The sequence below is a fragment of the Burkholderia metallica genome (genome assembly GCF_902832845.1).
Lineage (GTDB): Bacteria > Pseudomonadota > Gammaproteobacteria > Burkholderiales > Burkholderiaceae > Burkholderia > Burkholderia metallica.
Genome location: NZ_CADFDB010000006.1, coordinates 96,384 through 108,725, shown reverse-complemented (window position 1 = coordinate 108,725; position 12,342 = coordinate 96,384). Strand labels below are relative to the sequence as shown.

Annotated in this window: 11 protein-coding genes; 8 read left to right on the top strand and 3 right to left on the bottom strand. The window is 67.3% G+C overall.

Annotated elements, in window-relative coordinates; translation table 11 throughout:
* The first annotated feature begins 4 nt into the window (after positions 1 to 4).
* The 4 genes from HWX08_RS18065 (at position 5) to hslU (ending at position 4,115) form a co-directional block, all read left to right on the top strand.
* The gene (locus HWX08_RS18065) at positions 5 to 1,078 is read left to right on the top strand and encodes a CobW family GTP-binding protein (protein ID WP_226244298.1); all 1,074 of its coding nucleotides are present in this window, start codon (positions 5 to 7) and stop codon (positions 1,076 to 1,078) included.
* A gap of 495 nt (positions 1,079 to 1,573) precedes the next feature.
* Positions 1,574 to 1,990 (top strand): RNA polymerase-binding protein DksA, encoded by a 417-nt coding sequence (gene dksA / locus HWX08_RS18060; RefSeq protein WP_006477498.1) that lies wholly within the window; start codon positions 1,574 to 1,576, stop codon positions 1,988 to 1,990.
* Positions 1,991 to 2,224: 234 nt separating this feature from the next.
* The gene (gene hslV, locus HWX08_RS18055; RefSeq protein ID WP_006477497.1) at positions 2,225 to 2,761 is read left to right on the top strand and encodes an ATP-dependent protease subunit HslV; all 537 of its coding nucleotides are present in this window, start codon (positions 2,225 to 2,227) and stop codon (positions 2,759 to 2,761) included.
* A gap of 10 nt (positions 2,762 to 2,771) precedes the next feature.
* Entirely contained in the window at positions 2,772 to 4,115 is a 1,344-nt protein-coding gene (gene hslU, locus HWX08_RS18050) for an ATP-dependent protease ATPase subunit HslU (protein WP_174923006.1), read from the top strand.
* A 119-nt stretch (positions 4,116 to 4,234) separates the two neighbouring features.
* Here the strand turns inward: hslU and HWX08_RS18045 are convergent, their stop codons facing one another.
* The 3 genes from HWX08_RS18045 to HWX08_RS18035 all read right to left on the bottom strand — a co-directional run bounded on the left by HWX08_RS18045 (position 4,235) and on the right by HWX08_RS18035 (position 6,525).
* Positions 4,235 to 4,777 carry a response regulator transcription factor gene (locus HWX08_RS18045; RefSeq protein WP_021156278.1) on the bottom strand — a complete coding sequence of 181 codons (543 nt, stop codon included), beginning with the start codon at positions 4,775 to 4,777 and terminating at the stop codon, positions 4,235 to 4,237.
* 13 nt (positions 4,778 to 4,790) lie between these two features.
* Positions 4,791 to 6,209: an ATP-binding protein gene (locus HWX08_RS18040; protein WP_175807106.1), complete on the bottom strand. Its 1,419-nt coding sequence runs from the start codon at positions 6,207 to 6,209 to the stop codon at positions 4,791 to 4,793.
* A 91-nt stretch (positions 6,210 to 6,300) separates the two neighbouring features.
* The gene (locus HWX08_RS18035) at positions 6,301 to 6,525 is read right to left on the bottom strand and encodes a cysteine-rich CWC family protein (RefSeq protein ID WP_069257838.1); all 225 of its coding nucleotides are present in this window, start codon (positions 6,523 to 6,525) and stop codon (positions 6,301 to 6,303) included.
* A gap of 318 nt (positions 6,526 to 6,843) precedes the next feature.
* Between HWX08_RS18035 and argB the strand changes: the two genes are divergently transcribed.
* From argB to HWX08_RS18015, 4 genes are all read left to right on the top strand, one after another.
* Positions 6,844 to 7,743, top strand: coding sequence for an acetylglutamate kinase (gene argB, locus HWX08_RS18030; RefSeq protein ID WP_069257839.1), 900 nt, complete (start codon positions 6,844 to 6,846; stop codon positions 7,741 to 7,743).
* Positions 7,740 to 8,531: a pyrimidine 5'-nucleotidase gene (locus HWX08_RS18025; RefSeq protein ID WP_069257840.1), complete on the top strand. Its 792-nt coding sequence runs from the start codon at positions 7,740 to 7,742 to the stop codon at positions 8,529 to 8,531. The genes argB and HWX08_RS18025 overlap by 4 nt, the downstream gene beginning before the upstream one ends.
* Positions 8,498 to 9,163, top strand: a complete 666-nt coding sequence (gene slmA, locus HWX08_RS18020; RefSeq protein ID WP_174921879.1) for a nucleoid occlusion factor SlmA — start codon at positions 8,498 to 8,500, stop codon at positions 9,161 to 9,163. The genes HWX08_RS18025 and slmA overlap by 34 nt, the downstream gene beginning before the upstream one ends.
* Before the next feature lie 236 nt (positions 9,164 to 9,399).
* A complete protein-coding gene (locus tag HWX08_RS18015; RefSeq protein WP_244122774.1) occupies positions 9,400 to 12,327 on the top strand; it encodes an autotransporter family protein in 2,928 nt (975 codons plus the stop codon).
* Positions 12,328 to 12,342: the final 15 nt, after the last annotated feature.

Below are 12,342 nucleotides of genomic sequence, written 5' to 3'. Positions count from 1 at the left end.
TGACATGGCCACTCCCGTCACCATCCTCACCGGCTTCCTCGGCAGCGGCAAGACGACGCTGCTCAAGCGCATCCTGAACGAACAGCACGGCATGAAGATCGCCGTGATCGAGAACGAGTTCGGCGAAGAGAACATCGACAACGAAATCCTGATCCAGGATTCGAACGAGCAGATCATCCAGATGAGCAACGGCTGCATCTGCTGCACGATCCGCGGCGACCTCGCGCGCACGCTCGGCGATCTCGCCGCGAAGAAGCGCGAGGGCAAGCTCGACTTCGACCGTATCGTGATCGAGACCACCGGCCTCGCGAACCCGGGCCCCGTCGCGCAGACCTTCTTCATCGACAGCGAGATCGCCGACGATTTCCTGCTCGACGCGGTCATCACGCTGGTCGACGCGAAGCACGCGAACGCGCAGCTCGACGAGCACGAAGTCGTGCAGCGCCAGGTCGGCTTCGCCGATCGCCTGTTCATCACGAAGTCGGACCTGGTCGACGACCAGACGGTGGCCGGCCTCAAGCACCGCCTGATGCACATGAACCCGAAGGCCGCGATCAAGGTCGTGAATTTCGGCGAAGCCGAGATCAAGGAAATCTTCGACCTGCGCGGCTTCAACCTGAACGCGAAGCTCGAGATCGATCCCGACTTCCTCGCCGAAGACGATCACGCGCACCACCACCACGATCACGACCATGATCACGCCCATTGCGACCACGATCACGGCCAATGCGCGCACGATCACGACCACGGCCACCACCACCATCACCACGCGCACCACGACGACAAGATCAAGTCGTTCGTGTACCGCAACGACCGCCCGTTCGACCCGAACAAGCTGGAAGACTTCCTCGGCGGCATCCTGCAGATCTACGGCGAGCGGATGCTGCGCTACAAGGGCGTGCTGTACATGAAGGGCGTCGACCGCAAGGTCGTGTTCCAGGGCGTGCACCAGATGATGGGTAGCGACCTCGCCGCGAAGTGGCTGCCGGCCGAGAAGAAGACGAACAAGATGGTGTTCATCGGCGTCGATCTGCCGCAGGACCTGATCACCGACGGCCTCGACGCCTGCCTCGCCTGACGCGCGCGGGCCATCGCCGCGCCCCCGCCGCACGGCCGCCTCGCGGGCGGCTGCGGCGGTCGCGGGGCGCCTTTTGCAGGCAGGGTTTCGCCGTCATCGCTTTTTCGCGATTTGCGCGTTATATTTTCTAGATATTGGCGCAGCCGACGGGGATCGACCCGATACGGCGCCCGCTTGCGATTCAGTTACAATACGTGCCCGCTGGAGTACGGTAACAAACAGGCCCGGTTCTTGCTGAACCAGTTTTCCGGGCATCGCAACCGCGCCGGATCGCCCATCCGCCTCCCGGCCGCGGCCGATGCAATGTGCCGCGCAGCACACCGGTTCGCAGCGCGCGCCACTCCGCGCCAGGCCAATCCTGGTATTTGAGAACCGGTTTTCCAGAGGCTTTCGGCCCCGCGGCGGCAAATCGCAAATGATTGCAAGCGCAGTTGCGGGTAATCCCAAAGTGCAGGCAATATCTGTCGATTTGCCGCACATTGAAGAAGCAAGCAGATGACGAAGAAACTCTTGACCGAAGCCGAAATCCTGAAGATGAGCGACAAGGATTACATGAATGAGGATCAGCTCGCCTTCTTCAAAAATCGGCTCGAACAGTTGCAGGCGGACATCCTCAAGAATGCAGGCCAGACGACCGAGAACCTGCGCGAAACGGTGATCGTGCCCGATCCCGCCGATCGCGCGACGATCGAGGAAGAGCACGCGCTCGAACTGCGTACGCGCGATCGCGAACGCAAGCTCCTCAAGAAGGTTCAGCAGTCGCTCGCCCGCATCGATTCCGGCGATTACGGCTGGTGCGAGGAAACCGGCGAGCCGATCGGCATTCCGCGCCTGCTCGCGCGTCCGACCGCCACGCTGTCGCTCGAGGCGCAGGAGCGCCGCGAACTGCGCCAGAAGCTGTTCGGCGACTGATCGAGCGGCGTTCCGCTCAGACACGCTGCTTCCCGAAAGCGCGCGGCCTGCCGCGCGCTTTCTGTTTTTCCGGCACCGGTTCCCGGTCCGCCGTTTCGGCTCCCCCCTCTTGATATCCCGCCGCCCGCCCTAAAATGGAACGGACGCGCGCCGGGCCGCTTTCCGGCGCACTGCGAGTCACGCGGCGGCGCCACGCGCCGTCCGACTCTTCCCCGTTTTTCTCAAGGAACGCAGATGGAGCAATTTCACGGCACGACCATCGTTTCGGTCCGGCGCGGCGACAAGGTCGCGCTCGGCGGCGACGGCCAGGTAACCCTCGGCAACATCGTCATGAAGGGTGGCGCGCGGAAAGTGCGGCGGATCTACAACAACCAGGTGCTGGTCGGATTCGCGGGCGGCACGGCCGATGCGTTCTCGCTGCTCGACCGCTTCGAGGCGAAGCTCGAGAAGCACCAGGGCAACCTCACCCGTGCGGCCGTCGAGCTCGCGAAGGACTGGCGCACCGACCGGATGCTGCGCCGCCTCGAGGCGATGCTGATCACGGCCGACGCCACCACCACGCTCGTGATCACCGGCAACGGCGACGTGCTCGACCCCGAGGGCGGGATCTGCGCGATCGGCTCGGGCGGCGCCTACGCGCAGGCCGCGGCCCGCGCGCTCGTCGAGAACACCGAGCTGTCGCCGCGCGAGATCGTCGAGAAGTCGCTCGGCATCGCCGGCGACATGTGCATCTACACGAACCACAACCGCATCATCGAAACGATCGAGTAAGGACCGCCCCATGAGCACCATGACCCCTGCCGAGATCGTCTCGGAACTCGACAAGCACATCATCGGCCAGGCAAAGGCGAAGAAGGCCGTCGCGGTCGCGCTGCGCAACCGCTGGCGCCGCCAGCAGGTCGCCGAGCCGCTGCGCCAGGAAATCACGCCGAAGAACATCCTGATGATCGGGCCGACGGGTGTCGGCAAGACCGAAATCGCGCGCCGCCTCGCGAAGCTCGCCGACGCGCCGTTCATCAAGATCGAAGCGACCAAATTCACCGAAGTCGGCTACGTCGGCCGCGACGTCGACAGCATCGTGCGCGACCTGATCGAAATCTCGGTCAAGCAGACGCGCGAGAGCGAGATGCGCAAGGTGCGCAGCAAGGCGACCGACCAGGCGGAAGACCGCATCCTCGACATCCTGCTGCCGCAGCCGCGCGCGGTGGGCTTCGGCGGCAATGCCGATCACGCGAACGACGACAACAACGCGACGCGCCAGACGTTCCGCAAGCGCCTGCGCGAAGGCCAGCTCGACGACAAGGAAGTCGAGCTCGATCTCGAGCAGCCGTCGGCCGGCATGGACATCATGGCGCCGCCGGGGATGGAAGAGATGACCGAGCAGATCCGCTCGATGTTCTCGAACCTCGGCAGCGGCAAGAAGCAGCGCCGCAAGGTGAAGATCAAGGAAGCGCTGAAGCTGCTGACCGACGAGGAAGCGGCGAAGATGCTCAACGACGAGGAAGTGAAGACGAAGGCCGTGCAGAACGTCGAGCAGAACGGCATCGTGTTCCTCGACGAGATCGACAAGATCACGTCGCGCAACAACGAAGGCAGCGGCGGCGAAGTGTCGCGCCAGGGCGTGCAGCGCGACCTGCTGCCGCTCGTCGAAGGCACGACGGTCAACACGAAGTACGGGATGGTGAAGACCGATCACATCCTGTTCATCGCGAGCGGCGCGTTCCATCTCGCGAAGCCGAGCGACCTCATTCCCGAACTGCAGGGCCGCTTCCCGATCCGCGTCGAGCTCGATTCGCTGTCGGTGGAAGACTTCGAAGCGATCCTCGACGCAACCGACGCGAGCCTCGTCAAGCAGTACCAGGCGCTGCTCGCGACCGAAGACGTGCAACTCGAATTCGCCGACGACGGCATCCGCCGGCTGGCGGAGATCGCGTTCGCGGTCAACGAGAAGACCGAGAACATCGGCGCGCGCCGGCTGTACACGGTGATCGAAAAGCTGCTCGAGGAAGTGTCGTTCTCGGCCGGCAACCACGCCGGCGAGCGCGTGACGATCGACGCGACGTATGTCGACCGCGCACTCGGCGAAGTGTCGCAGGACGAAGACCTGTCGCGCTACGTGCTGTAACGCGCGCGGCGCCGGACGACAAACGGGCGGCCCCCTTCCGGGGCCGCCCGTTTTTTCATGGTCGTGCGATGCGACGCGCGAGGCCGCCCGGCGGATGACGCGCCGGGCGCAAACCGCGCTTACTGCCGCACCGGCTTCTTCGCGAGCTTGCGCTGCAGCGTGCGGCGGTGCATGTTCAGCGCGCGCGCCGTCGCCGAGATGTTGTTGTTGTTCTCGGCCAGCACGCGCTGGATATGCTCCCACTCGAGCCGGTCGACCGACAGCACGACCGGATTCTCGAGCGCTTCGTCGGCCTGCACTTCGGTCGCGTTGGTCTGCAGCGCGGCCAGGATCGACTCGACGTTCGCGGGCTTCGCGAGATAGTTGTCGGCACCTTCCTTCACCGCCTGCACGGCGGTCGCGATGCTCGCGTAGCCGGTCAGCACCAGAATCCGCGCATCGGGCTGCAGGTCGCACAGCGGCGCGATCAGGCTCAGGCCCGAATCCTCGCCGAGATGCAGGTCGACGGTGATGAACTGGAACTTGCCGCCCGCGGCGAGCCGGAGCGCCGCCTCCTTGTCGTGCGCCTGCTGGACCGCGTAACCGCGGCGCTCGAGGCCGCGCGCGAGCGTGCCCGCGAACACCTCGTTGTCGTCGATCACCAGGAAATTGTTCTCGCTCATGGGGTTTCTCCGTCTACGTGTTGGTTGAGGCGGCCGGCGCCGCGACGCGCACCGCCGGCAGTCGCAGCACGGCCCGCGTGCCGCGCGCGGCGCTCGTGCCGGCCGGGCGGCTGTCCGGCGCGCCGTGGGTCCGTTCGGTCACGCGCTGGCCCGCGCGCTGAGCCGAGCCTGCCGCGGCGTGACCATTCGCCGCACCGCTCGCCCGCCCGTTGCCGGCCGCCGCACGCGGCACGACATCGGACAGTTCGATCGCGCCGCCGAGCCGCGCGGCCGCACTGAACGCGAGATACAGGCCGACGCCGTGCCCGCCCTGCGTGCTGTCGACCGGCATCGCACCGAGCGATTCGCGCAGCGCGGCCGGAATGCCGGGCCCGTCGTCGCATACCTCGAATTCGATCTCGTCGGCCGTGCCGGCGTGCGCGACCTTCGCGGCCAGCGTCACGCGCTGCGGGCTCGCGCGCGCGGCGTTGTCGAGCAGGATCGTCAGGATCTGGCCGGCCGCGACCGTATCGTCGAGCGCGACGCCCGCCGGACGCGCACCGAGCAGTTCGAACTGCACGTGCGGATGCCGCAGGCGCCAGTGCTCGACGAACGTGTCGAGCCAGTCGTCCACCGGCTGGCGGCTTGCGGGCGCGCTCGCACGGATGCGCAGGCGCGCGAGCGCCGATGTGCAGAGCGTCATCTGTTCCTCGAGCACCTTCAGGTCGGCTTCATAGCGGGCCAGCCCCGGATCGGCGCGCGCCGCGTCGCGCAGCTCTTCGGCGAGCATCGCGATCGTCGACAGCGGCGTGCCCATCTCGTGCGCAACGGTGGCGGCCTGCACACCGAGCGCGACCGCCCGCTCATCGCGCAGCAGGCGCTGCTGCGCTTCGCCGAGCGCCGAATCGCGCTGGCGCAGCGCATTCGACATGCGCGCGACGAACCATGCGATCAGCCCGACGCTGACCATGAAGTTCGCCCACATCCCGGTACGGTAGTAGTCGAACAGGTTCGCGGGGTTGTCCATGTTGAGCGGCACCGAATCGAAACCGAGCGCCGCGTAGCACGCGACCGCGAACGCCGCGAGCCAGATCATCAGGTGCCACGGCAGCACGGCCGCCGCGATCGCAAGCGAAGGCAGGTACAGCGACACGAACGGATTGGTCGTGCCGCCCGACAGGAACAGCAGCGCGGACAGCGCACCGAGGTCGACCCACAGCTGGCCGAGCAGCTCGAAATTGGTCTCGGGCCGCGCACGCAGCACGCGCACCCAGGTCAGCGCGTTGAAAACGATTTCGAGTGCGATGACCATCAGCATCGCCGGCAACGGCAGATGCACGCCGAAATAGGTCTGTACGACCCCGATCGTCACGAGCTGGCCGATGATCGCGAGATTGCGAAGCCAGAACAGGTGACTGAGGTTGACGCGCCCGGTGGTGGTGATTCGTTGCATCCGAGCAGTTTACCCGTTTAGCGTGGAGCGCCTCTAGTGGGGCCGGATCGGTGCGCGTCGAACGGAACGCCCGCGTACGCGGCTGGTGCCGTCAGCCGGCCGCGCCGGCCATCCGCTGCGCGATTTCGTCGGCCAGACACTCGGGGCACCGGCAGCGCGCGCCAGCCGCGGGCGGCGTACCGCCGGGCACGACCGGCATCGACGCGCACCAGCATTCGAACGGCTGCGTGAGCGCGCCGCAGTCAAAGCTGCGCCCGCAGTGCGGGCAACGCGCGCGGCGCGGGGTGGAACGGGCGTCGGCGGCGGAATCGGTCATGGCGAAAGCGCGGAAGCGGGCGGGAAGCCGCCCTACGCGACAAGCATAGCGCGGCGAACGGATTTTGCACGCCGGCCGTTCGGCGGATGGCCATCGCGAATGCTCGCGAGCCACCCCGCCTCCACTGCCGTCGCACCGCTGCCCACACTACTGCCCGTACCGCGGCCTACATCGCGCCGCGCCATAGCCGGCGGGCCGCCGCGTGCGGCGCCCGGGCCGCGCCGCCGGCGTTCCGGCCCGCCCAAAAACCCGATGCTGCGCTGCGCCACTCCTGTACAATTCGCCGTGTTTCAACCGTTCCCAGCCTGAGCCGCCGCCATGTCCGAGCCCATCGACCTCTCGCAGATCGCCCCCACGCTGAAAGCAGAAATCCTCGCCGAGGCGCTGCCGTACATCCGCCGTTACCACGGCAAGACCGTGGTCATCAAATACGGCGGCAACGCGATGACGGAAGAGCGGCTCAAGCAAGGCTTCGCGCGCGACGTGATCCTGCTGAAACTGGTCGGCATCAACCCGGTGATCGTCCATGGCGGCGGTCCGCAGATCGATCAGGCGCTGAAGAAGATCGGCAAGGCCGGCACCTTCATCCAGGGCATGCGCGTCACCGACGAAGAGACGATGGAAGTCGTCGAATGGGTGCTGGGCGGCGAAGTGCAGCAGGACATCGTGACGCTGATCAATCACTTCGGCGGCCACGCGGTGGGCCTGACGGGCAAGGACGGCGGCCTGATCCACGCACGCAAGCTGCTGATGCCGGATCGCGACAACCCGGGCCAGACCATCGACATCGGCCAGGTCGGCGAAGTCGAGGCGATCAACCCGGCGGTCGTGAAGGCGCTGCAGGACGATGCGTTCATTCCGGTGATCTCGCCGATCGGCTTCGGCGAAGACGGCCTGTCGTACAACATCAACGCCGACCTCGTCGCGGGCAAGCTCGCCACGGTACTGAACGCCGAGAAGCTGCTGATGATGACCAACATCCCGGGCGTGATGGACAAGGACGGCAACCTGCTGACCGATTTGTCCGCGCGCGAGATCGACGCGCTGTTCGAGGACGGCACGATCTCCGGCGGCATGCTGCCGAAGATCTCGTCGGCGCTCGACGCGGCGAAGAGCGGCGTGAAGTCGGTGCACATCGTCGACGGCCGGATCGAGCACTCGGTGCTGCTGGAAATCCTGACCGAGCAGCCGTTCGGCACGATGATCCGCTCGCATTGAGCGCGCGCCGCAAGACCGCCAGCCCCGACCTGCCGGCCCCGCTGCGGCGCCGGCGCATCTCGCGCAGCCGGCCGCGTGCCGGCGCGCCCGTCTGGCTGTTCGATCTCGACAACACGCTGCACCACGCATCGCACGCGATCTTTCCCGAGATCAACCGTGCGATGACGCAATACATCATCGATGCGCTCAAGGTCGAGCGCGCCGAAGCCGATCGCCTGCGCAACGGCTATACCGAGCGCTACGGCGCCGCACTCCTCGGCCTCACGCGCCATCACCCGATCGATCCGCACGACTTCCTGCGCGCGGTCCATACGTTCGCCGATCTCCCCGCGATGGTGCGCGCCGAGCGCGGCCTCGCGCACATCATCGCCGCGCTGCCGGGCCGCAAGTTCGTGCTGACCAACGCGCCGGAGAACTATGCGCGCGCGGTGCTGCGCGAGTTGCGCATCGAGCGGCTGTTCGAGCGCGTGATCGCGATCGAGCACATGCGCGACCGCCGCACGTGGCGCGCGAAACCTGACCACATGATGCTGCGCCGAACGCTGCGCGCCGTGCATGCGCGGATGACCGACGCGATCCTCGTCGAGGACACGCGCGGCCACCTGAAGCGCTACAAGCGCCTCGGCATCGGCACGGTCTGGATTACCGGCCATCTTCCCGGCCACCTGCCGGGTACCGGCCGCCCGCATTATGTCGATCAGCGGATTCGTTCGTTAAAATCGCTGCGACTGGGCACTCGATCGGGGCGACAGAAATGCAGCCGACTCACCCGCAGGACCACGCCGTAACGGAAGACCAGGCCACGCCGTCCCGCCCGCGCCCGAAGCCGGGCGAGCGCCGCGTGATGATCCTGCAGACGCTCGCGACGATGCTCGAGGCGCCGAAACGCGAGAAGATCACGACGGCCGCGCTCGCGGCCCGGCTCGACGTGTCGGAAGCGGCGCTGTACCGCCATTTCCCGAGCAAGGCGAAGATGTACGAAGGGCTGATCGAGTTCATCGAGCAGTCGCTGTTCGGGCTCGTCAACCAGATCGTCGAGAAGGAGCCGAACGGCGTGCTGCAGGCCCGCACGATCGCACTCACGATGCTCAATTTCGCCGCGAAGAACCCGGGAATGACGCGCGTGCTGACCGGCGAAGCGCTGGTCGGCGAGGACGAACGGCTCACCGAGCGCGTGAACCAGTTGCTCGATCGCATCGAGGCAACGGTCAAGCAATGCCTGCGGGTCGCGCGCACGGAGGCGAACGCGCCGCGGGACGGCGCGACACCGCTCGTGCTGCCTGCCGACTACGATCCGGCCGCCCGCGCGAGCCTGCTCGTCAGCTACGTGATCGGCCGGTGGCACCGCTTCGCAAAGGGCGGCTTCCAGAAATCGCCCGGCGAGCAGGCCGACGCGCATTTGCGGCTGATCCTGCAGTAGCGCCGCGCCGGCCGCATCCGGCCACGCCTGCCGGTCGCGCGCATTCGACGACGGATGGTGCGGTCGCCCCGTCAAGGGGCGGCGTCGATTCGCACCTTGCCCCCCTTCTGCCAGCGCTCAATACCTCGCGCCAATTCGAACTCGTCCAATTTCATGCCGCCGCCTCACGCGTTAAATTTGTCTCGTTATAGACAAATTCAGGTGAGATGGTGAAACGCAGATTCCGACCTTCCCGGATGAGGGCAGCCCGACGCCTCGCCCATTCGGCATTGCTGGCGGGGGCGGCAGTGCCATGGCCGTCGGCCGCGCAGGTGACCAACGGCGAGCCGCAACAGGCGGACGGTGTCGTGCTTGAAATCGCACCGGGCGAATATTCGACGACGCGATTGGGCGAGGCCGTGCTTTCCGCCGTCAATGGCGGCACGCTGGTGACGACCGGCAAGACACGCGTGTTCACCACCGCCCCTCTCGCGGCGGGCGCGACTGCGCTAGGCGCGGGCTCGAGCGTCAGGCTGAGCGATACGGAAATCCGCACCCGCGGCGGCTCCAGTGCCGGCATCGACCTCCGATACGGCGGCAGTGCGACCGCGGAACGCATCTCGATCGATACCGACGGCGACTACGCGCACGGCGCGGCCGTCGACAGCGCCGGCGGCCGGCTCCGCATCGCCGACAGCGTCATCGTCACGCGCGGCAAGGAAGCGTATGGCATTTCGGTGAACTACGTGCCGGGCGGCGTCATCGACGTCACCGACACGCTGATTCGCACCAGCGGCCTGTTTGCCTATGGCATGGCCGTCAGCTACGAGGGCGTCCGTGCGACGTTGAACCGCTCGGATATCCGGACGGACGGCGGCTACGCATCGGCGCTGTACCTGCCCGGCGCATCGGCTGTCTCGTTCGCCGACAGCCGCCTCGAAACCAGCGGCGATTACGCGCTCGGCGTGGACACCCGCGAAGGGCGCGTCGAGCTCGCGCGCACGCAAGTCGTCACGCACGGCCGCAGCGCACACGGGCTGTATGCGTCGAAGGAATACGCCGACACACCGACCATCGACGCGATCGATACTGAAGTGACCACCACCGGCGCCCGTTCGATCGGCGTACTGGCCCGGCTCGGCGGCCGGGTCACGATGACACGCGGCGGCATCGTGACGACCGGCGAGCGCGCGCGCGGTGCGATGTCCGCCGGTGCGGGGTCGGTTGCGTCGCTCGTCGACGCAACCGTCGAGACGCGCGGCAACGAGGCCGCAGCGCTGTATGCAAGCGCCGGCGGCAGCATCGACCTGCTGCGCACCGATGCCCGCGCGACCGGTGACGCCGCGTCTGCGGCGAGCGTCCACGGCGGCAAGCTGACAGCCGACGGCGGCTCGCTCTTCAGCGAACGGCATGCGGCCATCGACGCGTCCGACGCCGACATCACGCTGCGGAACGGCGCCCGCGCCGCCAGCGGCACCGGCACGCTGCTGTCGGTCCTCGCCCAGTCGGGCGCGCCCGTGCGCCTGACGCTCGACACCGGCGCTCAAGCGGCAGGCGATATCGTGAACCAGCCGGCCGACGACGGCAGCCCGACTTCCGCCGTGACCGACGTCGCCCTGTCCAACGCGTCGACATGGCGCGGAGCAACTGACGCTGTCCGCACGCTGTCGCTCGATACCGACAGCCGCTGGATCGTCACCGCCGATTCGTCGGTCGGATCCGTCGCGCTGAACGACTCGACGATCGCATTCGCCGCGCCGGAGGCCGGCGCGCCGCCCACGCCACGCACGCTGGTCGTCAACGGCGACTACGCGGCCCGCAACGGCAGGCTGGTCGTCCATACCGCGCTGCGCGACGACGCGTCGCCCACCGACCGGCTCGTGATCGACAGCGGCCACGCATCCGGCCATACCGGGATCGTCGTGAAACGCACGAGCGGCGAAGGCGCGCAAACGACGGTCGGCATCCCGATCGTCGAAACCCGCAACGGCGGCACCACGGATGCCGCGGCCTTCGCGCTCGACGCAGCATCGGACGGCTACCGGCAAGGCTTCGGCACGCTGTCCGCGGGCGGCTACGACTACATGCTCAAGCGCGGCGGCCAAGCCGGCCAGGAGGACGACTGGTATCTCGTTTCCGCGGCCAAACCCGTACCGCCGCAACCGCCCGGCCCGGTGGACCCGGATCCGCCGATCGAACCCGAAACCAGGCCGCCTGCGCGCACGGCTGCCCCGGAGCCCGACGCATATCTGGCGAACGCCGATGCAGCGTCGACGATGGCGATCCACACGCTGCATCAGCGCGATGATCGCTCGCTTCGCACCGAAGCAAGCGGTCCGCTCGACAGTGCGGTTTGGCTGCGCGCCGAGGGCCAGATGACGTCGATGTCGGGCGGCAGCCGCAGCGTATCGGGCAACGGCCGTCTGATTCACGCGGGCGCCGACGTGCTCCGCTTCGACGACGGTCGCGGCGGCAGCGTACGGGTCGGCGCGATGGGCCTGTACGGCAGCCAGACGAACTGGTCGACCCGACCGCTGTGGAACGCGACCGAACAGCGCATCGCGAACGCCACCGCGCGCGGCAGCGTGTCGGGCTACAACGTCGGGGTTTACGGCACGTGGTACGGCAGTCGCGACATCCTGTCCGGCCCGTACGTCGATGCATGGTTCATGTATGGCGCTTATGCGAACAGCGTCGGCGGCAGTCTGGCTGCTGACTCGTACCGGTCGCGCACCCTCACGGGCTCGATCGAAACGGGCTATTCATTGCCGTTCTACGAGCGAGGCGACTCGCGCTTCTTCGTCGAACCCGAAGTGCAACTCGTCGTATCGGACTACCGCGCAAACGCGCACGCCGCGCCGGGCGGCCGAATCGACGGTCAAGGCGCGACCGACGTGCTGACCCGCGTCGGCGTGCGTGTGCACGGGGTCACCGCGATGCCGCATGGACGCGAACTTCGACCGTTCATCGAAGCGAACTGGTGGCATGGCCCGGGTTCGCGCGCGCTAACGCTCGACGGCAATGCGTTCTCGTTCAGCCTGCCGCGCGACCGGGCTGCCGTCCGGATCGGCGCAACCGGCCAGTTGAACCGTCGCTTCTCGGTATCGGCTAGCGTCGGCGTGGAAGGCAATCTGTCCGACTACTCGGTAGTCCGAGGGCAGCTCTCGGCAAAATACCGCTGGTAAGCCAAGCAAGCCGAC